We start from the raw sequence: 20,248 nt of genomic DNA, 5'->3' as shown, positions 1-20,248 counted from the left end.
CTTCGAAAGGGAGACCTTCCATGGCTGAGAAGGCCAAGGGCAAGATGGAGCAGGCCAAGGGCAAGGCGAAGGAAACCGCCGGCAAGGTGACCGGCAACGAACGGATCGAGGCCGAAGGCAAGATGGACCAGGCGAAGGGCAAGGCGCGGGAGACCGCGGGCAAGGCCCAGGAGGCGGCGCGCGGAGTCACCGACTCGCTGCGTGACCGCGGCGAGAAGCGCTGATCCCGATTGCAGATCTCCGGCCCCCGGCGCGCACTGCGCCGGGGGCCGCTCCGTGAGGCGCCCGGCGCTACCGGAGGCGCGGGCCGCAGCGGCGTCGGAGCTCCTGCGAGCCGGCCGCCGCCCTCGTACGCTGGCGCCTGCTCCCAAGGGCGGGGTTGTCGGGTGCCCGTGCCTCCAGTCGAGGCCCCAGACCCGCCACGGCCCAAACGGCGGCCACGCTGGATGCCCCCGCCCCCGTAATTGATAGGGGTCATTCGCGGTGGCGGCGGTGGTCGTCGTCGTTCCACGCCCGCGTGTCGCGGGGCTCCACGTACGGCTCCTCGTGCTCGGGCAGCCCACCGGCGATGGCGCGCTGGCGGGTCATCTCCGCGTCGAACTCCAGGCCGAGAAGGATGGCCAGGTTGGTGATCCACAGCCACACCAGAAAGATGATCACGCCTGCCACGGTGCCGTACGTCTTGTTGTACGACCCGAAGTTCCCGACGTAGAACGCGAAGCCGGCCGAGGCGATCATCCAGATCAGCAGCGCCAGGAAGCTGCCCGGCGTGATCCACCTGAAGCCGCGGCCCTTGGCGTTCGGCGCGGCCCAGTACAGAAGTGCGATCATGATCGTGACGAGGAGCACGAGAACCGGCCACTTCGCGATCGACCACACCGTCATGGCGGTGCCTCCGATCCCGAGGGCCGCCCCCGCCTGCCTGGCCAGGCCGCCGGTGAACACGACGATCAGCGCGCTGGCGACGGCCAGTACCAGGAGCGCCACGGTCAGGGCCAGACGCAGCGGCAGGATCTTCCACACCGGACGTCCCTCGGGCACGTCGTACACGGCGTTCGATGCACGGATGAAGGCGGCGACGTATCCCGAGGCCGACCAGACGGCCACGAGCAGTCCGACCACGGCCAGTACGGATCCGACCCCGTTGCGGCCCTGCAACTGGTGTACCGCACCGCTGACCACGTCGCGGGCGGCCCCGGGGGCCAGCTTCTGGAGGCTGTCCAGCACCTGCCTGGTGGCGGACTCGCCCGCCACCCCCAGGAGGGACACCAGCACCAGAAGGGCAGGGAAGACGGCCAGTACCCCGAAGTACGTCAGGGCTGCGGCGCGATCTGCCAGTTCGTCGCCCTTGAACTCCTTCAGGGTGCCGCGCAGCACGGCCCTCCAGGATTTCTTGGGCATCTGCGAAAGTTCGTCCGGCGCCCGCTCCTCGACAAGCTTGCCGGGGCCGGGGCCGGGGCCGGGGCCGGGGCCGGGGCCGGGGCCGGGACCGGGACCTGGGCCGGGACCTGGGCCGGCGCTCGCCGGCTCGTTGTCATCACGATGCTCTGGCGTTGCTCTGGACCTCATGGTCGGCGCATGTCCATTCCAGGCCCACCCATGCATGGCGGACGCCGACGCCCCGTTCCTCGGCGAGCACGGCCGATGACGTCGTTCGACCGGGTCCCATCTCCCTCACCGGCGGCGCCCCAGCGCGGCACAGCAGGTGGATGCTGCGCCGGGACTTGTCAGTCGCCCGGGGCGGCGTCGGATCCGGGCCGCCACGGGCCGCGGCGTCAGGCCAGTACGAGGCAGGCGGCGGCCGGGACCTCCGTACGGCCGGCGTGGCGCAGTCGGCCGGTCAGCGGGTCGGCGTCGAACCAGGTGACGTCGCCCGACCACTCGTTGGAGACGTACAGGCGACCGCCGGAGGGGTCGACCACCAGATCCCGCGGCCAACTGCCCCCGCACCCCGTGGCCTCCGTGAGCCTCGGTCTCCCCGCTCCGTCCAGCAGCGACAAGGTGGCGATGAGGTTGGAGCCGCGCACCGCCACCCAGAGGAACCGCCCGTCACCGGAGACCGCCCCCACCGAGGGGTACTCGCGCTCGGCGGGGGCGGTCCGCGAGCACAACGGCACCTCGCCCACGGGCGTCAACAGCCCGGCAGCCGCATCCCACCGGCAGACGGTCAGCTGGGGCATCAGCTCGTGGACGACGTACGCGACAGGGCCGTGGGGGTGGAAGACGAGGTGGCGCGGTCCGCTCCCCGCCCGCAGGGCGGTTTCCGTGCGGACGTGCAGCGCTCCGGTTTCCGGGTCCAGCGAGCAGACGCGGACGGAGTCGGTGCCGAGATCGACGCTGAGCACCCAGCGCCCGGAGGGGTCGGGCAGCACCTGATGGGCGTGGGGACCTCGCTGCCGGTCTGTGTCGGGGCCGGAGCCCTGGTGGGAGAGGACGGAGGCCGGGTGGGCCAGGCTCCCGTCGGCCGCGAGGGGCAGGCTGCTGACGCTTCCGGAGGCGTAATGGGCGGTCAGGAGCCGGTTGCCGGACACGCTCAGATGGGTCGGACCCCGGCCGCCGACCGGGACGGGTCGGCCGAGCAGGGCAAGGCCGCTGGCCGTGGGCCGGTAGGCCACTGCAAGGCCGTCGTCGCAGTCGCTCACCGCATAGAGCACCTGGCCGTCATGGGCGAGCGCCAGGCAGGACGGGTTGTCGACGCTGTTGACGGCCGCGAGCGGGGTCAGTGTCCCGGTGGCCCGGTCCACGGCTGCGACCGTGATGCCGCGGCCGCCGCCCGCCGTGAAGGAACCGATGTAGGCGCGCAGTCCTGCTCCGCGGTCCGTGGTGCTCGCGCTGCCGTCCACCGGGCTCCCTTCCGCCGTCCCAGCACGTACGAACAGGAAGATAACAGCGCGATCCAGGCGGAACGCCCGGATGTGCGGTGCGTTCCGGGTGCGTCGAGGCGGGGCGGTCCGGATGGCCGAACCGCTGCGGAGGACCGGCGGCGGTCGAGGCGTGTCGTTGTAGGACGCCCTGCATACGGCGGGCATGTTCCCCAGGTAGTCGCTGACCTCGCGCACGGCTCGTGCCACGACCCTGCTGCGACGGGCGCGGGACGCCTTGGCCGTCTAACGGGCCGCGTTCAAACCCTCCGCCGAACTGGACCACCCGTACCTGACGGTGTCCGCCGATGTGGTCGTGGCCGAGGACGACGCCACGGCCCGCGAGCTGGCCGCCGGATACGCACCCTGGGTACGCAGCATCCGTACGTTGGCGGAGGAGTGGCGCCGCCGCTGACGTGCTCGGCCAGCTCGCGAGGGGCGCCGGCGCCCCCCGGCCGCGCGGCCCCGGCCGCCGGGGCCGCGCGACATCGACCGTGGTGTGAGGCACGGCAGGGGTGCCGCCGGGTCAAACGACCCGGAAGTTGCCCATCATCGCCATGTCCTCGTGCTCCAGGTTGTGGCAGTGCATCATGTACCTCCCCCGGTAGCCGTCGAACCGTGCCAGCACCTCGACGACCTCGTACGGCCGCACGTCGACCGTGTCCTTCCAGCCGCCGTCAGCGGCGAGCGGTGCGCCCGCACCCCGGCCCACCACGGCGAAATGCGCGAGGTGGACGTGTACGGGGTGGTGGAAGTCGCTGGAGAACCGCCACAGTTCCACCGTCCCGAGCGCCGGATCGGCGAGGTCGCCGCCGACGTCGAACGGTTTGCCGTTGATGGTCCACATCGCGCCGTCCCCACCCATGTCCTCCGTACGACGGAAGTCGAACACGCGCGTGCGCACGGCCTCGCTGCGCCGGGGCAGGTCCAGTTCCGCGAGCACGGGCCGCAGGACCGAGTCGTCACGGGCGGAACGGACGACGCGGAAGCGCATCACGTCCCGGGTGGCTTCCGTCTCGCCCAGCGTGTTGCGGACCGTGATCATTGTGCCGACCGGGTAGCGGCCGAAGTCGATGACCAGGTCGAAGCGTTCGGCCGGCGACATCGGCACCTCGCGGTGCGTACGGGGCCCCGCGAGCAGGCCGGCGTCGCTGCCGACCTGGGTGAACGGCGCGCTGCCGTCCGGAGGGGGCGGGTCGAGGCGCAGGCGGTAGCGGCGGGCGTTGGACGCGTTGAGGAAGCGGAAGCGGTAGCGGGCGGCCTCGACCTCCATCTCCGGCCAGGGCGCGCCGTTGACCAGGAGCACGTCGCCCAGCACACCTTCCATGTACGCGTCCGCCACCCCCGGGACTCCGGTGAGGCTGGCATCGAGTGCGGGGTAGCGGAACTGGCCCTCTGCGTCGAACGAGCGGTCGCAGAGCATCAGCGGCACGTCGCGGGGGCCGGCGGGAAGTCCTGATGCGTCGTCGGTGGCGTCGTCGACGAGGAAGAACCCGGCCAGACCCCGCCACACCTGCGGTCCGGTGAAGTCCATGCGGTGGTCGTGGTACCAGAGGGTGGCGGCCCGTTGCCGGTCGAGCGGGTAGGCGTAGTCCCGGGTCCGCTCGTGCAGCGTCCACGCCCCGGGCGGCACGTGCGACGCCATGGGCGTGGAGCCACCGCCGTGCCCACCCCCTGAGGCACCTCCGTGTGGGCCGCCCCGGTTGCCGTCGCCCGTCGGAGCGGGGGCGGCACCCGGCCGGAAGCCGCCCGCCGGTACGACGAGGTCCGTCGGGTAGCCGTCGGAATCCGGCGGCGTGACCCCGCCGTGCAGGTGCGTCGACGTCGGCACGGGAAGCTCGTTGGTCACCCGCACGGTTGCCGCGCGCCCCGAGCGAACGCGGAAGGTCGGCCCGGGAAACGTACCGTCGTACCCCCACACCGTCGTGCGTACGCCGGGGAGGATCTCGACTCCGGCCGAACGCTGGACCACCTCGTAGAGTTCGCTGCCGCCCGGTCCGCCCGCCGAGACGGGCCGCGCGGTGCGCGGGACGGGAAGCGGCACGGTGAAGCGACGTGGCAGTTTCGCCCCGCCGCTGCGCAGCAGCTCGCCACTGGTCTCGCGGGCGCAGCCGGTGACGAGGGGTGCGGTCAGTCCGGCGGTGGCGCCCGCGACGACTCCCAGGAAACGCCGGCGGGACAGCGTCGCTCGGGGCGTGGGCGCGCCCGTGCCGGTCATCGGGTGGCCTCCTCGGGCGCGGCCGGGACGAGGAGGGTGCGCGGGGAGTCGGTACTGGGAGCATCGTCGGTGAGGCGCCGGCGGTAGCCGAACGCCCAGACGAGGTGCCCCACGGAAATTCCCAGGAGACCGGTGCCGAGGGGTATGTGCCATGCCAGGTTCCGGCTGAACCCCACGCCGATCTGCATGCCGACCAGGGCGAGCAGCGCGACGGGGATCGAGACGCACCACAGCGGCCCGCGCCCGAACCACCACAGCGCCAGCGCGGCGGGCAGCGCCAGCATCGGCAGCAGGATCAGCGCGGTGCCCAGGGCACCGTGGACCTCCAGCAGGTTCACATCGCCGGTCACGAACTGTCCGGCAAGGGCCGCCTGGGCCAGAACGCCGGCGGTGAACAGCAGGGCCAGGACGCGTACGGCCACGAGGGGCCAGCGGCGGGGGCGCGTCCGTGCCCTTGCCCGGGCGATCGTGGTGGGCGGGCGCACGGGCGGCACGGCGTCGGCGGTTCCGGTGGGTAAGGAGTGTTGCTTCATGGCATTGCATCGTGGTCCCTGACACGGGTGGACCGCGTCCCCCTGGAGTGGCAATCTGTCAGGTCCGTCCCGGGGAGTAGGGTCTTACCCCCGTGGTAGGGGGCAGTTGCCCGCCGGGGGGACCAGCTGGGAGATCCGATCCGGGTCCCGCCCCGGGCTCCTGCGACGCTGCGGCCCACGCGAGGCCCCACAGGAGTCGGTGCAGGAGGTGGAACGAGTGGCTCACGGGATACGCCACTGCTGGGCCTTGTTCCCTGCTGTGCAGGGGACCACCGTCAGTTGTCTGCCGGCGCCGTTGTCGGTCAGGCAGCCCCCTTGGAAGGCGATGTCCTTGATGTAGTACGCGTCGTTCCCCGGGACCCGTTCCAGGTTCCACCATCCCCCTCCGCCCCCGTTGAGTTCGACGCGTACGGTGTCGCCGAACTGTGTCAGGGCCCGGGCGAGGTGGGGGCCGCTCGGGGAGCAGGTCCGGAAGGACTCGTAGTTGCTGCGCTCGTACACCCAGCCCAGGGCCGTGGTCCCGCCCATGACCACCTTGGTGCCGGCGCTGGTGCTGCTGGTTCCCAGGCCGACCGCGAGTCCGTCCCCGACGTTGGTGATGGCGCCCCAGACGCCTCCGCCGCACCCCGGCGCCGGAGCCGGAGCCGATCCGGATCCACCGCCCGCGCCTCCGGCCCCGCCGGGGCTGGAGCCCCTGGTCGGCTGCTGACCACCGCCGGCAGGGTTACCGCCCGGCCCGTTCTGGGACGGACCGCCCGGCTGCGCCCCGCCGTCGACGACACCGGTGCCGCCGACCCCGGCGCCGCCGTCACCGCCCCCCGGGGCGGACCCGCCCGCAGCGCCGCCCTGCGCCGCGGCGGCAGGATCCTGCCCGGGGACCGCCCCGGGCGCCGCGCCTTGCGGGGTCCCCGGGGACGCGGTGGCCCCAGGTCCCGGGCCCGCGGTGCCGGTAGCGGAAGGCACGGCCACCGAGCTGGACGGCTGCCTGCCGGCGGCGTCCCGCGGGTCGGCATCCCGGGCCCACGGAGCGAACTGGAAGACGGTGACGGCCACCGTGGCCGTCACCGTCACCGAGACGGCCACCGGTACGGCCACGCCCTCGGGCAGACCCAGCCGCCGCCACCACTTCTTCCCCCCGGCGCCACCCGCCCCGGGGATCCCACCTGGCCGGGCCCCGACCTGCCCCGCCGGTGCGTCGAGCTCATCGAGCGGCCGCCCGGCCGCCGCGCGGCGCGCCGCCGCCGCCATCACGGAAGCGTCGGCGTACCGCTCCTCGGGCTGTTTGCACAGCGCTCGGGCAACGAAGGCACGTACCGGCTCGGGCAGTGCATCCGGCAGGTCGGGCGCCGGCTCCCGGACGTGTTTGAGTGCGATCTCGACCACCGATGAGCCGGTGAACGGCGGCTCCCCGGTCAGCAGCTCGTAGACGACCACACCCAGGGAGTAGAGGTCGGAGGCCGCGACCGCACCGAGGCCCTCGGCCTGCTCCGGGGCCATGTAGAGGGCCGTGCCGAGCACGGCGTGGGAGTCGGTGATAGCGGTACTGGCCGCGCTGGAGCGGGCGATGCCGAAATCGGTGACGGTCACCCGGCCGTCGTTCCCCAGCATCAGGTTGGACGGCTTGATGTCGCGGTGCGTGACACCCTGTAGATGTGCCGCGTGCAGCGCGTCCAGAGCCTGCGCGGCGATGTCGAGCGCCTGCTCGGGGGGCAGGGGGCCGGACCGGGTGCGGACCTCGTTGAGGGGCCGCCCCTCGATCAGCTCCATCACGATGTAGGCGATCCGCTCACCCGAGTCGAGCGGGCTCTCCCCGTAGTCGTGCACGTTCACGATGCCGGGGTGGCTGAGCGAGGCCAGGACCGTGGCCTCCCGCCGGAACCGTGCCGCGAAGGCCGGATCGTCGAGCAGCGCCGGAAGCAGGACCTTGACGGCGACCTGGCGCCGCAGCACGGCGTCGTCGGCGCGCCACACCTCGCCCATCCCGCCGCCGCCGATCCGCTCGGTCAGCGTGTACCGGTCTCCCAGGACCGTGTGCCGTCCCCACATGCGTCTTCCCCCGCAACGCCAGCTGGGCAATGATGACAAGTGCGCTGGCGCACAGGGTACTTGCGGTCGTCGTCACCGACTGTCGTTTGGTGGTGCAGGTGGTGCAGGCGGGCGCGGATCGCTCCGGCGGCGCCGAAATCCGGTGCCGGATCCGACACCGTCCGGCATAGCCTCGGTACGTGCTCCAACTCGTCCTCGCCCTGGCGGTGTCCGTCGTGAGCGCCGCCGTCTACGGATCCATCGGCCTGCGGTGGCGGCGCCGCGCCCGGATCCGGCGCGAGATCCTGGGGCTCGTCGCCGACCTCCACCTGGAGCCCTACCATGCCGCCCTGCTCAGGAACGAGGCGACCGAGGCGGCAGCCGCCGAACTCGTCCTCGACGGGTTCCTCCGGATCGACGGGGAAGGAGTGGCGCGCCTGACGGAGGAGGGCCGCGACCCTGGTCGGACACCTTCCCACCCCGTGCCCGCCGCCCTGCTGGACGCCCTACGCCGGCACGATCCCGAACCCGTCTCGATCGGCTGGATCGACCGGCGCGACGAGCAGTACATGGTGCGGCGCAGCGCGTACGGGAGCGAACGGCAGGCCCTGCTGCCGGATCTCCCGCGGGTGCCGGACGGTGAGGGCAGCCGGTTGTCGGCGTGCTGCGGCTGCGTCGGCATCGTCCTGGTGATGTTCTTCTGGTGCCTGGCAGGCGTGCTGCTGCTGGCCGAGCGCCCGCACGGCGCACAGGAGTGGGCCTGCGCCGGGGTAGCCGCCCTCGGCCTGGTGGCGCTGGTGTTCGCGGAGAGGGCCGGCGGGGCGGTCCGGGCCCGGACGGAGTGCGGCGACCCGCTGGGGGACGCGATCCGCGCCGAGCGGCACCCGGCCTTCGCGGCACTGGACGAACAGCAACGGTGCCACGTGCTGCTGAGCATCGGCGACGACAGCAGGTGGCGCGGCGTCGACCTGGTCGTCGACGAGGACGACGAGTGGCTGGACGACAAGGTGTGGTGGGAGGACGCGTACGAGTACCGGGCCGCCGACGAGGACGGGTCCGGGGCCACCCCGCCAGGCAGCGGATGACGGCGAGCGGACGGATCTCCCCCCGTGTGGACGGCGATGCGGGAAGCGCGGCGTGGAGCAGCGCTCCGGCTGGACCTTCACGACCGTGCTGTACCCGGCCCGGGCCATGGGCCACGAGCCCGGGAAGGCCTGGCCACGTCGTCATCGTCCTGTGCCCCACCATCTTCCGCTCTGCCGGCCCTCCCGCCCCCTCGCCGGCCCTGCCGGCCCTGGGCCCGAGCCGGCGCATGACACGGCACCGCAGCGGGGCCGCTGCTGCGTCCGGCGGCCCGGCAGCCTCAGACCTCGGCGGCCAGCCGGAGCCACAGCTCGTCGTCGATGGTCTTCACCCCGCGCCCACCCGGGCCGGCCCTCGGAAGAAGTCGGCCAACCGGAGCCGTGCCCGAGGCCGAGCCGCCGCGCGGGGAACACCTCGTCGCGCCCGGCCCGAGGGTCCCATGGAAAGAGGAGGGCCGCCACCGCACGCTTGGTGCGATGGCGGCCCTGGCCGTATCCGGCCGCTGGCCCGCAGGCGGACCGGGCCCGCCCGCCTGTGCACCCCGGAGGCGTGAGGCTGTCCCACGACGGCCTCGGGCCGTCGGCGGTGAGCCGACGACCCTGGTCCCTTCCTCGTCAGTAACCGCTGCTGCCGTAGACGCGCTGGCCGTCGTACGAACCGCCCTTGCAGTACCAGTAGCCGCCGCTGTGCTTCACCGGGTAGCCGCCGCCGTATTTGCAGTCCGCCCAGGAGACCTGGGGCGCGGCCGCCTCCGCTGCGGCAGATGCAGTGACGCTCACTCCTGCGAGGGCCAGGGTGGCCATGGCCAGGCCGAGCAGTCGTCGAACGCGCATGGGTCGCTCCTCTCGGGGTTAGCCCGTTCGGGTCTTTCCAGGATGACCGCACGGCGGGTCCGTGAGCGCGCGCGACTACGCCGAACGAGTGACATCGGGGCATCTGCAGCATCGCTGCGGATATCCGCGAACAGTCCGACGAGCGCAGGTCCCCCAGGACCATCGCCACTGCCGGAGCAGGGTCTGCCGGGAGCCGGTGGTGCGGCGGGCGGGTGAACGGAATGCTTGTCGCCGGGGTGGTTCCTGTGCGACCGGTACGTGGGGCTGCGACGATCTGTCCGCGGGGAGGAGGCCGAAGACATGACGAGCGATGCCGCACACCGACCTGCCCCGGCGCCGGATGACCTGCGGGCGGCCGCCAAGGGCTGGCAGGGCATCCAACTGGCCGCCCTTGGTTTCATCGGCCTGTGCGGGGTGCTCAAGGGCAGCGGCCCGGCCGGGGTCCCGCGCGAGATCCAGGTGGTGGCCGGGGTGCTGGCGCTGAGTGCCCTGGCCCTCGCCTGCTGCGCCATTGTTCTCGTCGGCCTCGCTGCCTGGCCCCTGTACCGGGCCGCGGCCCGCCCGGCTGACCCGCGGCGGATCAGCCGGGCCCTGCGTACCGGGATTGCCCTCACCTTCACGGCCGTCGCGCTGCTCGCCCTGTCGGCGGCTGCTGCCTGGTGGCCTGTGAAAGCGGACAGTGCGGCACGCAGTCTCGTCCGCGTGAGCACCGAGGCGGAAACGGTGTGCGGGCCTCTGACCGACAGCGACTACGGGTTCGTGGCTCTCCGGGCGAAAGACCGCGATGTCACCGTGGCGCTCGGTGAGATCAGGGGCCTGCAGCCCGTAGCGTCCTGCGAGTGACGTCCTCGACGGAGCACGACGCGCGAACCCGACAGGTTGAACGTACAGGAGCGTGGCGCGATCACGGTCGCGTTCGCGCCGCCCGGCCGTCGAGCAGGGTCGGGACCGGATCGACCAGCCGGGGCGGCGCACGCCGGCGGACGCGCGGCTGGGGTGTCGTCAGTGGAGCGCGTACGGCTGCACCACGAAGGCCCCCGCGCTCTTCGCGGTGGCGTCGTCTCCGCCCCCGCAGCCGGCCTTGTTCAGGAACTCGAGCGTGGCGCGCCCGGCTGCGGCCGGGTCCGCCGGGCGGTCGTACGGGTTCTGGGAGAGAGCCACCTGGCGGGTGCCGTCGGCGTTGCCGATCAGCACGGTGGAGTATCCGGGGATCCCGCCGGTGTGGCCCCAGAAGTCACCGCAGGCGGACGACATCTGCATCAGACCCAGGCCGTACCGGGTGCCGTTCTCGGCCTCGACGGTCTGCTTCATCTCGCGCAGCTGGGCGGGCCCCAGCAGCCTGCCGCCGAGCAGCGCCGCGTTGAAGCGGGTGAGGTCGGCCGCGCTGGAAATGCCGGCACCGGCTGCTCCGGCCATGGACGGGTTGAGCTTGGTGATGTCCACCGGGCCGGACGACAGCTTGAAGTAGCCGTGTGCGTGCCGGCCGGGGACGGACCCCGCGGTGGTGGGCATCGAGGTGTCCCGCAGGCCGAGCGGACGGATGATCCGGCGCTCGACCTCCTCGTTCCACGTCCGGCCGGTGACCTTCTCGATCAGCATGCCGGCCACGATGTAGTTCGTGTTGGAGTATTTCCAGGCGGTGCCGGGCGGGAAGTAGGGATCGTGGCGGTTGGCGATGTCGACCAGCTACTGGGCGCTGTAAGTGGTCCAGCGGCCCTCGTCCAGCCAGCGCCGGATGCTCGCCTCGTCGTCCGGGTCGGCCAAGAAGCCCGGCTCGCTGGTGTAGTTGAAAAGGCCGCTGGTGTGGTTGAGCAGCTGGCGCACGGTGATCGCGTCACCGCTGCGGACGGCACCCGGCAGGTAGCGCCCGACGGGTGCGTCCAGTTCGACCCGGCCCTCGCCGACGAGCTGGAGCACGACGGTCGAGACGAAGGTCTTGGTCACGCTGCCGATCCGGAACCGGCCGTCGGCCCGGGCCGGCGTGCCACCGTCCAGATCACCGGTGCCGGCTGCCCCGCGCCACACCGCCCGGCCGTGGTCGCGCACCTCGGCCAGGCCGGCGGAGGAACCGCTGGCCTTGAGCAGGGCGTCCAGGGATTCCTGCAGACCTCGATCCGGCGCGGTGGAACTCTGCTCGACACCGGGCCGCACCGGCTCGGCGGCCATCGCGGTGGGGGCGAGAGCCACCACGGTGGCCCCCGCCAGGACAGCGCTGGCGATCCGCAGGCCGAGGCGACGACGCTCGGCCGGTAACTGCATCTCAGACATCATGGTCCTTTCTCCGCCGGTCCCGTCCGGCTGCAGTCAGCCTCACAGCGTGCCCCCGGCCGGTCATCGGCCTCGGGTGCCATTCGCCCCTCCCTCTCAGGAAGGACAGGACCCTTGGCCTCCCCGGTGATTGACCGGTTCCGGTTGTGGGCGACGCCGACGTGGCCACGGGGGTACGGGTTCGTCTACGGTCAGGGGGAGTCGACCAGCTCGACAGCCCGGGCCCGGAGCAGCTTCTTGTCCGGCTTGCCCGCGTCGGTCAGGGGCAGCGCGTCGACGAAGGCGATGCCCGCGGGCTCGTACATGGTGCCCTTCCTGTCCCGCACCATGGCGCGCAGCTCCTCCTCGTCGGGCGTCGCCGCCCGGTGTCCGGACGACGAACGCGTGGACCCGCTCCATGAGGTTGGCGTCGGGGACTCCGAGCACTGCGCTCTGCAGGACCTGCGGGTGGGAGTTCAGCAGGTCCTCCAGTTCCACCGTGTACACGTGGCCTCCCACCACCACGATCACGTCTTTCAGCCGGTCCACGATCGTGACGTAGCCGTCCGAGTCGACGAACCCGACGTCACCGGTGTGCAGCCAGCCGTCCCGCAGTACCTCTGCGGTCAGCTCGGGCTGCTTCCAGTAGCCCTTCATCACGCGCGCGGAGCGTACGCATATCTCGCCGTGCTCGCCGGCGGGAAGGTCCCGCCCGTCGGCGTCACGGACGCAGACCTCGACACCTTCCATGACCTTCCCGGCGGTTCGCAGCAGCTCCGGGCGTCGGGGATCGTGGTCCTGGGGGGAGAGCCAGCTGATGGCGCCCGCTTCGTTCTGGCCGTAGAACTGGTTCAGTACGGGGCCGAAGCGGCGGACCGCCGCCGCGAGGCGGGCCGGGGAGGAGGCGCAGCCCCCGTAGGTGAGCATGCGCAGGCTGGAGGTGTCGGTGCGGTCGACCTGGGGGTGGTCCATCAACTGGTAGAGGAGCGGCGGCAGCAGGAACATGTGGGAGATGCGCTCGCGCTCGATGGCGGCGAGCACGGCACCGGCTTCGAACTCGTCCAGCAGGACGACGGTGCCGCCGCAGTGCAGCGTGCTGTCCGCCATGTGGCCCGCCGCATGCGCGAGGGTGGTGCAGACCAAAGTCCTGACCTGCCCCTCCCCGGACCAGTCCGGTCCGGTCGACGCGCACTGCTCGAAGGTCGTGCAGATGGCCTTGGGATGACCGGTGGTCCCACCAGTGTGACGGATGGTGCAGATGTCCTGCGGATGCGCCGAGCCCGGTAACACCTCGGTGGACTCCTCTGCGGCGAGTTCCACCAGGTCCAGGCCCGCACCGCTCCCTCCGAGGACCAGCACCCGTTCCAGCGGCACCCGCCGCGCCAGGTCGGCTGCGCGCAAGTGGTAGGCGGGGTCGACTATCAGCGTCCGCGTCTCGACGTCGCGGAGGATGTCGGCGTGTACGTCGGCCGACAGGCCCGCGTACAGGTGGTTCACGGCGCAGCCGAGCAGCCCGGCGGCGTAGCGGGCCGCGATCGTCTCGGGAAGGTTGCGGGAGAGAAGGGTGACCGTCTGACCGCGCCCCACCCCCTGGGCCCGTAGCGCCCGGGCCATGCCGTAGACGAGGCCCCGCAGTTCAGCCGCGCTCACGCGCCGGCCCCGGTGCACCAGGGCCTCCTGGCCCGGTTGCGTTTCCAGGGCGTGGAGAATCCGCTCCACGTGGCTGCGGAAGTGTCCGGTGGTGTCGTCCATACCGATCCCTGTTGGTTGACTTGAGCAACTAGCGGGAGGTTAACGGTCGTGATCCACAACCCCAAGCCGGACGCCGAGATCCGGCCAACGGCCCCCCTCGTCCCACGTGGCACACCGACGGCCGTGCCCCGTGCGGTGATCTCCATGGCCGCGCTTCCCCCGAACGGGGGAGGCGGATCAGGCGCTGGTCTGATCCCTGCGCGCTGCGGATCCAGAACAGTGACCCCATGGAAATCACGACGCGGGCCCTTCCACCGCTTCCCGGTGGTGGACCGTGGTGCGGACGATGAGGGGCGATCTGTGGTGATGTGGCTCATGTCGTTCCCGGCATTCGCGTGTTTGCTGGTCTTGTTCGCCCTGGTGGAGAGCGTGTGGCGATGGTTCACGGGACTCGGCTTGATGCCGTGGCTACGCAGGCGTGCGGGGCGTTCGTTGTCGAACACGGTCTTCGACGAGTTCACGGCGGTCGTGCACGGAAACAAGGCGGTGGAACTGGAGCAGCGGCGGGTGGAACTGCTGCGGAGGGACGACGAGAGCGACGGTGCGCCGCCTCGCTCCACCGTCGACCTGGTCGGGGGCACCGCCATCATCGTGGTGCCACGGGCATCCGGCGGCCAGGGCGACGACGGGCGCGCGGCCAGTGGGGGAGGCCGGCGGTGAGGCGCGAACGGGAGGGAGCCGGTGTAGAACCGTCGACGTGGTGGGGGCGTGCTGCGTGCTCCTGGGCGGCCGCGTTCGCCGGGCTGCACTTCTACTGGGCCGTCGGCGGTGACGAGAGCGTGTCAGCCGGTCCGCTGGCCACCGAGCGCCCGCTGTGGTTCGTCGTAGCCGGTTTGTGGGGTGTGGGCGGGCTCTGTCTCCTCGGCGCCCTGCTGGCATGGCTGCATGCCCGGCCCGGGTTCCGGGGCGGTCCCGCTCTGCTGGCAAGGTGGCTGGGACGGGGTGTCGGTGCCCTCCTGCTGGCCCGCGGCATCGGTGTCGAGGTGCTGCTGCTGACCGACACGACGCCCCTGGACACCGCGGTGAGCGCGGGACAGCGGGCCTGGACGTTGGCCCTTTGGAACCCCTGGTTCATCGCCGGAGGGCTGGCCTTCGGCCTCGCCACCCGTCGGTCCCGCAGGCCCGCCGGTGCAGAACCGCCACTCGCGTCACGACGCTGACTGCTCGACCCCACTACGTCAACAGCGGCAGGCCCGTGCGCCGCCAGGTGAGCGGAGGAAGCGCAGCATCGTCACCGCCACGCTCGGACTCCTTTCCGCCGTGCTGGTCACTGCAGTCAGCGTGCTGGACACCCTCGCCGGACCCGGCTCCCGGACCGGGTCGCCGCACAACACCGGCATCCGCAGGGTTCGGGTAGCGGCGGTCGAGCCGCGGCCGTCCGGTCCCGGTCAGGGTGGGTGCGCCACGGTGCGGCGCGAGGGCCTTCCTGGCGCCGGTGCAGATGTCGCAACCCACACCAGGTCAGAAGGCCCTCGCACGTTTCAGGATCCTTGGCCGAGGCCTGCACCAACCATCTGCATCCTTCCTGCCCAGGGGGCTAGCGGACCTTGCTCCCGCTGCCATGGACGTGCACGACGGTCGGGCCGGCCGTTTCAGCTCCGCAGGATCATGTCGTCGTACGACTCCAGTTGCTTCCAGCGTTCCGCGGGCGCCCGGCTGACGGGCATGAGGTCCACGGCTGGGAGCGGGCCGAGGTTCAGGCCGGTGAGTTGGACGATGTCGCTGACCGGCACCTGGAAGGTGCGGAACGGGCCGAGCGGCGGCGGGTCGCCGGGTTTGGCGCCCGCCATCGCCCGCTCGAAGGCGCGCGTGAGGTCGGGGCTCTGGTCCAGGACGTACCCGGTGGAGGCGAGCTGTCCGCCTTGGATGAAGGCGGCGACCTTCCAGAAGCGCAGCGGCACCTGGATGCCCCGGTAGGGCGGGTCGGAGTCGTGGAGCACCGGGCCGGTCATGACGGTGAGCTTGCGGTCGAACTGGGCCGCGTGGTCGAGCAGATGGTTCTCGAGCCCCTGCCACAGCTGTTTGCCCTGGTTGAAGGTGTCCTGTTGCGGGGCCGCGTTGGTGAAGTGGAACGTGTCGGTGTTCGCGCGGTCGGCCTCGGCCGTGGAGCCCCAGACCGGGTCGAGCCGGCGGACCAGGTGACCGCGGTCCAGGGGGTTGTTGCGGTAGATGTCGTTGCCGGCCTGCTGGGACTCGGGCAACCGGGGGTCGAATTCCCAGGAGTCCTCGCGGGCCACGTCCAGCAGCTTCGCGCCGTCGATACAGACGGCGGTGGCGGCGGCCAGCCTGCGGTCGGGGCGGTGGACGACGGTGAAGTGCGTGTACGGCAGGACGACCGTCTCGACTCCGGGATCGGAGGGCATCGGCAGCGGTACCACCGGTCCGAGGAACGATTCCTCGTACCCGGCGCGGTCGGACAGGGAGCCGGCGCGCGCCGCCAGGTCCGGCGGCGTCTCAATTGCGTTCATGTGATGGAATTACCGCGCGGGGGAGATCCCTCACCGTGCGGTCCGCCGGGCCACCCGAACAGCGGCCACCCCCATGCGTATCGCGGCAGGCCCGATCAGGCGACGCCGCAACGGCCCGGCCCTGCAGGTAACCAACGCACTGCACCCCCGCCCCACACCCGCTCCTGCCCCTTCGCGGCCGCGGCTTCGTGGGCTCGGACACGGTTCCAGACGGGCGGAACGGCATCGACTCGGGGATGGGTGGTGCTCATGTCGGCCCGCTTGGCCGAGGAGCAGGTGGTTGGCGTCGCTTTCGACGGTGACGGGTCGTGCCGGCGGGGACCGCGGCGGCGGACGGGGCTGCTGTAGCTGCCATCAGAGGCGCATAAGGGAATGCACCAACTCCACGAGGGGCCAGGCGTTGTGCCGTTGCCATGTCATCCTCGTCCCCCTGGAGAGCTACCACGGATACCGCTCTCCAGCAGGATGCTGACCAGGGAGTTCCTCCGTAGCTTCGTTTCCTGACGAACACCTGGAGGGACCTCTCATGAGCGAACGGAAGCCGCGCTCCTCGGCTGTACCCGGGGCGTGCTGCGGGGCCGCGCCCGCCTGCTCCGGCCCGCTGACTGCCGCGGACGGCGGGCCCGGGCCCGCCGCGCTCACGGCGCCCGTGGTTCCGGTGCCTCACCGGAGTCTTCGCGATGCCCAATAATGATCACGTGTTCGAGACGACGACCGTAGCTCCGGCAGACCGCTCGCCGCTCAGCGGTACGACCCCCGTCGCCGACGGCCTGCGCATGGTGCGGGCGGACCTCGTCACGATCCGCGCGCGTCCCATGCCACCGATGGCCTGGCCCCGCTGGCTGCGTTGGTTGCCGCACGCTCTCGTGTGCCCGGCAGCCGCCTTGGCAGCCGCTGCGACGGACACGACCACCCCGCTCGTGGCCTGCGCGCACGCGGGAACGCTGGTGGTGGCACTGCGCTGGCCGACGCCCGCCTGGTGGCTGTCCATGGCAGGGCTCAGCACCATCACGCTCGGGTATCCGGCCGCCCCCAACAGTCAGTTGTACGTGTGGATGGTGCACGCCGGCGTCCTCTTCCTCCTCACACTGCGGGTGCGGTTGGTCTCCGCGATATCCGCGGCGCTGCTCAGCACCCTGCTGGCCGTGATCCTGAAACCGTCCGGCCGCGCCGTCGGCTCATGGAGCGTGATCGCCGGTGCTGCACTGCTGTTCGCGCTTGCCGTCCTCATCGGCGCCGTCATCCGCGGCCGTCGCGAGGACCAGGCCCGCCTCACCGATCAGATTGCCGCCACCGCCCAGGAGCGGGCGCTGCGCACGGTCCTCGAAGAGCGCACGCGGATCGCCCGCGAGCTGCACGACGTCGTCGCCCACCACATGTCGCTGATCTCCATCCAGGCCGACGCCGCGCCCTACCGGGTGCAGGACCCGCCACCGGAACTCGTCACCGAGCTGGCCTCGATCCGTGTCAACGCGCTGGACGGGCTGGCCGAACTGAGTCACCTGCTCGGCCTGCTGCGATCAGACGGCGACGACACCACGACCAGCACCAGTCCCCAACCCACCCTGGCGCAACTCGATGCTCTCCTCGCCAGCGTGCGCGCCGCCGGTCTGCACGCCACCGTCCGGGTCGCCGGCACCATCCGCCCGCTGTCCCCGGGTGTGGAGCTGTCCGCCTACCGCATCATTCAGGAAGCGCTCAGCAATGTTCTGCGCCATGCACCCGGAGCCGAGACGAGCATCCAACTCACCTATGCGCGAGACGCGCTGCACCTGCGGGCCCTCAACGGCCCTGCCACGCTCCCGGTGAGCCCCTCGCCTGGTTCCGGGCACGGCCTCACCGGTATGCGGGAGCGCGCCGCGATGCTCGGCGGCGACCTCGCTACCGGCCCCACCCCCGGCGGAGGCTACGAAGTCACGGCCACCCTGCCCGATCCCGCCGCCTCGCCCGCCACCGACAAGGAGCCCCACCAGTGACCATCCGCGTAGCCGTCGCCGACGACCAGGCCATGGTCCGGGAAGCCTTCACCATCCTCCTCGGAGCCCATCCCGACATCGAGGTCGTCGCCACCGCCGAGAACGGCACGCAAGCCGTGGCCCGGGCCCGGGAACTGACACCCGACGTGATCGTGATGGACATCAGGATGCCGGACATGGACGGCATCGAGGCCACACGCCGGATCACGTCCCTCCCCGGCACGCCCCCGAAGATCCTCATCCTGACCACCTTCAACCTCGACGAATACGTCTACGAGGCGCTGCGCGCAGGGGCTTCCGGGTTCCTCCTCAAGAACGCCTCCGGGGTCCAGCTCGCGGAAGCCGTCCGCGTGCTGGCCCGGGGCGAAGCCCTTCTGGCGCCGGAGATCACCAGACGGCTCATCGCCGAGTTCTCCCGTGTGAGCCCCTCTGCGAAGAGTCCGACCGGGGTGCGCATCGAAGCCCTCACCAACCGCGAGACCGAAGTCCTCGTACATGTGGCCCAGGGTTTGTCCAACGCCGAAATCGCCCGGACGCTGGTCGTCGCTGAGGAGACGGTCAAAACCCACTTCGGCCGCATCCTGCGCAAACTGCAACTCCGCGACCGCACCCAGGCAGCCATCTTCGCCTACGAGACCGGCCTGGTCACACCTGGTCGCGCCACCCCTGCACACGCCGCAGGCCCGTTCCATCTGACGTAGCACCAGAGAGCTACATGCCGTGTTGGCTCCTGCGGGGGACGCGGAGCACGGGCTCGGGAAGACACTCTCATGGTGTCCCGAACGGAGGCCTCGCCCGCCTCCCACATCCCGATCTCCGAGGAACACCGCCATGTTCACCAGCAGACGCCCGGCGACTGAACCAGCAGCCGGCCCTCCCGGCAAGCTCGGGAGGACCCTGCGCTTCGTGGTCGCTGTGCTCGCCTTCGCTGTAGCGTTCCTGACCGCCACGATCACGCTGGGGGCCCACGTTCCGGCAATCCCCAAAGCCGGTGTGATCGGTCCGGTTCTCGGTGGCCAGTATCCCTTCCACGTCGCCGCACTCGCTCTGGCCGGTGCGGTCTTGGGAGTCGTGGCCTGGCGCAGCGGGTTGGTGCGTGGCGGCCGTGCGCTCACCGCGGTCACCACGCTCTCCATGCTGGCCGCGCTGGCGATCGGCGGCATCCAGTTCAGCGCCGCGCAACAGGCGGGCACGAGGATCTCCGCCCATGAGGTCCTCAGCCAGATCGCCTATCCCGACGCCACCCCTGATACCACTCAGGTGTACGCCACCCGCGACGGCCAAGCACTCACAGCGGACCTGTACCTTCCCCAGCACAGGAACAGCAACGTGCCGGCCATCGTCCTCGCCCATGCCGGAGGCTTCCGCACCTTCGACAAGAGCGACCTGCGCGGTACCGGACGCTGGCTGGCCGACCACGGTGTGGCCGCCATCGCCGTCGACTACAGCCTGGCCGCCCCCGGTCGGCCCACCTGGAACACCGCCCCGCAGGACCTGCTGTCTGCCCTGCGCTGGGTGCAGGCCCACGCCGACGAGTACGGAATCGATACCTCCCGCATCTCCATGGGTGGCATGTCGGCTGGCGGCACCCTCGCCATGAACACCGCCTACCGTCTCCAGAACGGCACCATCCGCGCCGCCGAGGGCTCCACCCCCGCACCCCCGGCCTCGGTCGTCGGCTTCTATCCCGGCACGGATGTCAGTCAGATGTGGAAGGACGACGTTTCGGGCTCGCGCGAAGCAGCAGAACTCTTCACCGGCGGCACCCCCGCGCAATACCCCCAGCGCTACCGCGAGGTCTCCCCGACCACCGACATCCGAAAGGGACTGCAACGCACCCTGCTCGTCGTCGGCGACCGTGACCGCAGCGCCCGTCCCCACACCATCAAGAGCTTCGCTGCATCCCTGCGGGCCGACGGGGTAGACACCACGTTCAGGGAACTGCCCTTCGCCGAGCATGCCTTCGACGACGCTTACGGCAGCCTCACCTCCCAGACCAGCCGCCAGATCCTCCTCGACTTCCTCACCAAGGGCCCCCGACACCGGTAGCCGGCCGCAGCACACTCCGTCGAGGCCGTCCGCCGACGGATCATCGCGGACTGGCAGCGTTGTCGGTGTACCGCCACCGCCACGGGTGCCCGTGCCGGGACCGGGTCAGCTGTCGCACCGCACACGGTGCTGCGGCACGGATGGGGCCGGGTATGCATGAATGGGGCAGAATTGGACAGCTGCCACGGGTAGGACGTTTCCCG

The 20,248-nt window shown here is 71.5% G+C and carries 15 protein-coding genes and 4 pseudogenes; 10 read left to right on the top strand and 9 right to left on the bottom strand.

Features of this window, described 5'->3' with window-relative positions:
* Positions 1 to 20 precede the first annotated feature (20 nt).
* Positions 21 to 224: a CsbD family protein gene (locus ACSHWO_RS01345; RefSeq protein WP_438309684.1), complete on the top strand. Its 204-nt coding sequence runs from the start codon at positions 21 to 23 to the stop codon at positions 222 to 224.
* Between the two features lie 250 nt (positions 225 to 474).
* On the opposite strand, the gene ACSHWO_RS01340 is transcribed toward ACSHWO_RS01345, so the two are convergent.
* Positions 475 to 1,401 carry a YihY/virulence factor BrkB family protein gene (locus ACSHWO_RS01340; RefSeq protein ID WP_438309683.1) on the bottom strand — a complete coding sequence of 309 codons (927 nt, stop codon included), beginning with the start codon at positions 1,399 to 1,401 and terminating at the stop codon, positions 475 to 477.
* 374 nt (positions 1,402 to 1,775) lie between these two features.
* Entirely contained in the window at positions 1,776 to 2,843 is a 1,068-nt protein-coding gene (locus ACSHWO_RS01335) for a lactonase family protein (protein WP_438309682.1), read from the bottom strand.
* Positions 2,844 to 3,111: 268 nt separating this feature from the next.
* Here ACSHWO_RS01335 and ACSHWO_RS01330 point away from each other — a divergent pair.
* Positions 3,112 to 3,249, top strand: a pseudogene (locus ACSHWO_RS01330) (LLM class flavin-dependent oxidoreductase); the annotation flags it as partial.
* A 138-nt stretch (positions 3,250 to 3,387) separates the two neighbouring features.
* On the opposite strand, the gene ACSHWO_RS01325 reads toward ACSHWO_RS01330, so the two are convergent.
* From ACSHWO_RS01325 to ACSHWO_RS01315, 3 genes are all read right to left on the bottom strand, one after another.
* A complete protein-coding gene (locus ACSHWO_RS01325; RefSeq protein WP_438309681.1) occupies positions 3,388 to 5,079 on the bottom strand; it encodes a multicopper oxidase family protein in 1,692 nt (563 codons plus the stop codon).
* A complete protein-coding gene (locus ACSHWO_RS01320; protein WP_438309680.1) occupies positions 5,076 to 5,612 on the bottom strand; it encodes a hypothetical protein in 537 nt (178 codons plus the stop codon). Before ACSHWO_RS01320 ends, ACSHWO_RS01325 begins: the two co-directional genes overlap by 4 nt.
* Positions 5,613 to 5,834: 222 nt before the next feature.
* The gene (locus ACSHWO_RS01315; protein WP_438309679.1) at positions 5,835 to 7,658 is read right to left on the bottom strand and encodes a serine/threonine-protein kinase; all 1,824 of its coding nucleotides are present in this window, start codon (positions 7,656 to 7,658) and stop codon (positions 5,835 to 5,837) included.
* Positions 7,659 to 7,837: 179 nt separating this feature from the next.
* Here ACSHWO_RS01315 and ACSHWO_RS01310 point away from each other — a divergent pair, with 179 nt between their 5' ends.
* A complete protein-coding gene (locus tag ACSHWO_RS01310) occupies positions 7,838 to 8,722 on the top strand; it encodes a hypothetical protein (RefSeq protein WP_438309678.1) in 885 nt (294 codons plus the stop codon).
* Between the two features lie 612 nt (positions 8,723 to 9,334).
* Here the strand turns inward: ACSHWO_RS01310 and ACSHWO_RS01305 are convergent.
* Positions 9,335 to 9,553 (bottom strand): hypothetical protein, encoded by a 219-nt coding sequence (locus tag ACSHWO_RS01305; protein ID WP_385845796.1) that lies wholly within the window; start codon positions 9,551 to 9,553, stop codon positions 9,335 to 9,337.
* A gap of 300 nt (positions 9,554 to 9,853) precedes the next feature.
* On the opposite strand from ACSHWO_RS01305, the gene ACSHWO_RS01300 reads away from it, so the two are divergent.
* Complete coding sequence (locus tag ACSHWO_RS01300; protein ID WP_385845800.1) at positions 9,854 to 10,396, top strand: hypothetical protein; 543 nt, start codon at positions 9,854 to 9,856, stop codon at positions 10,394 to 10,396.
* A 159-nt stretch (positions 10,397 to 10,555) separates the two neighbouring features.
* On the opposite strand, the pseudogene ACSHWO_RS01295 reads toward ACSHWO_RS01300, so the two are convergent.
* Together ACSHWO_RS01295 and ACSHWO_RS01290 are read right to left on the bottom strand one after the other, a co-directional pair.
* Positions 10,556 to 11,719 (bottom strand): annotated as a pseudogene (locus ACSHWO_RS01295) (serine hydrolase domain-containing protein).
* A gap of 293 nt (positions 11,720 to 12,012) precedes the next feature.
* Positions 12,013 to 13,552, bottom strand: a pseudogene (locus tag ACSHWO_RS01290) (AMP-binding protein).
* A gap of 306 nt (positions 13,553 to 13,858) precedes the next feature.
* On the opposite strand from ACSHWO_RS01290, the gene ACSHWO_RS01285 reads away from it, so the two are divergent.
* The 3 genes and pseudogenes from ACSHWO_RS01285 to ACSHWO_RS01275 all read left to right on the top strand — a co-directional run.
* Entirely contained in the window at positions 13,859 to 14,212 is a 354-nt protein-coding gene (locus ACSHWO_RS01285) for a DUF6191 domain-containing protein (RefSeq protein WP_385845909.1), read from the top strand.
* The gene (locus tag ACSHWO_RS01280; RefSeq protein WP_438309677.1) at positions 14,209 to 14,712 is read left to right on the top strand and encodes a DUF3995 domain-containing protein; all 504 of its coding nucleotides are present in this window, start codon (positions 14,209 to 14,211) and stop codon (positions 14,710 to 14,712) included. The genes ACSHWO_RS01285 and ACSHWO_RS01280 overlap by 4 nt, the downstream gene beginning before the upstream one ends.
* Positions 14,713 to 14,767: 55 nt before the next feature.
* Positions 14,768 to 14,908 (top strand): annotated as a pseudogene (locus tag ACSHWO_RS01275) (IS5 family transposase); the annotation flags it as partial.
* 236 nt (positions 14,909 to 15,144) lie between these two features.
* Here ACSHWO_RS01275 and ACSHWO_RS01270 read toward each other — a convergent pair.
* Positions 15,145 to 16,020, bottom strand: coding sequence for a DNA/RNA non-specific endonuclease (locus ACSHWO_RS01270; RefSeq protein WP_385845812.1), 876 nt, complete (start codon positions 16,018 to 16,020; stop codon positions 15,145 to 15,147).
* Between the two features lie 698 nt (positions 16,021 to 16,718).
* Between ACSHWO_RS01270 and ACSHWO_RS01265 the strand changes: the two genes are divergently transcribed.
* From ACSHWO_RS01265 to ACSHWO_RS01255, 3 genes are all read left to right on the top strand, one after another.
* Complete coding sequence (locus ACSHWO_RS01265; RefSeq protein WP_438309676.1) at positions 16,719 to 17,996, top strand: sensor histidine kinase; 1,278 nt, start codon at positions 16,719 to 16,721, stop codon at positions 17,994 to 17,996.
* The gene (locus tag ACSHWO_RS01260; protein WP_438309675.1) at positions 17,993 to 18,697 is read left to right on the top strand and encodes a response regulator; all 705 of its coding nucleotides are present in this window, start codon (positions 17,993 to 17,995) and stop codon (positions 18,695 to 18,697) included. Before ACSHWO_RS01265 ends, ACSHWO_RS01260 begins: the two co-directional genes overlap by 4 nt.
* Positions 18,698 to 18,827: 130 nt before the next feature.
* On the top strand, positions 18,828 to 20,045 hold the full coding sequence (locus ACSHWO_RS01255) for an alpha/beta hydrolase (RefSeq protein WP_438309674.1): 1,218 nt from the start codon (positions 18,828 to 18,830) through the stop codon (positions 20,043 to 20,045).
* Positions 20,046 to 20,248: the final 203 nt, after the last annotated feature.

The organism is Streptomyces pallidus (ex Mingjun et al. 2026) (genome assembly GCF_051550185.1).
In the GTDB taxonomy this organism is placed as follows: Bacteria; Actinomycetota; Actinomycetes; order Streptomycetales; family Streptomycetaceae; genus Streptomyces.
This window is presented reverse-complemented; position numbering and strand designations above follow the sequence as displayed.

Coding starts and splice junctions, on each gene's coding strand:
- ACSHWO_RS01345 (WP_438309684.1), top strand. CDS start 21: ATGGCTGAGAAGGCCAAGGGCAAGATGGAGCAGGCCAAGGGCAAGGCG.
- ACSHWO_RS01340 (WP_438309683.1), bottom strand. CDS start 1,401: ATGCCCAAGAAATCCTGGAGGGCCGTGCTGCGCGGCACCCTGAAGGAG.
- ACSHWO_RS01325 (WP_438309681.1), bottom strand. CDS start 5,079: ATGACCGGCACGGGCGCGCCCACGCCCCGAGCGACGCTGTCCCGCCGG.
- ACSHWO_RS01320 (WP_438309680.1), bottom strand. CDS start 5,612: ATGAAGCAACACTCCTTACCCACCGGAACCGCCGACGCCGTGCCGCCC.
- ACSHWO_RS01315 (WP_438309679.1), bottom strand. CDS start 7,658: ATGTGGGGACGGCACACGGTCCTGGGAGACCGGTACACGCTGACCGAG.
- ACSHWO_RS01305 (WP_385845796.1), bottom strand. CDS start 9,553: ATGCGCGTTCGACGACTGCTCGGCCTGGCCATGGCCACCCTGGCCCTC.
- ACSHWO_RS01300 (WP_385845800.1), top strand. CDS start 9,854: ATGACGAGCGATGCCGCACACCGACCTGCCCCGGCGCCGGATGACCTG.
- ACSHWO_RS01285 (WP_385845909.1), top strand. CDS start 13,859: ATGTGGCTCATGTCGTTCCCGGCATTCGCGTGTTTGCTGGTCTTGTTC.
- ACSHWO_RS01270 (WP_385845812.1), bottom strand. CDS start 16,020: ATGAACGCAATTGAGACGCCGCCGGACCTGGCGGCGCGCGCCGGCTCC.
- ACSHWO_RS01255 (WP_438309674.1), top strand. CDS start 18,828: ATGTTCACCAGCAGACGCCCGGCGACTGAACCAGCAGCCGGCCCTCCC.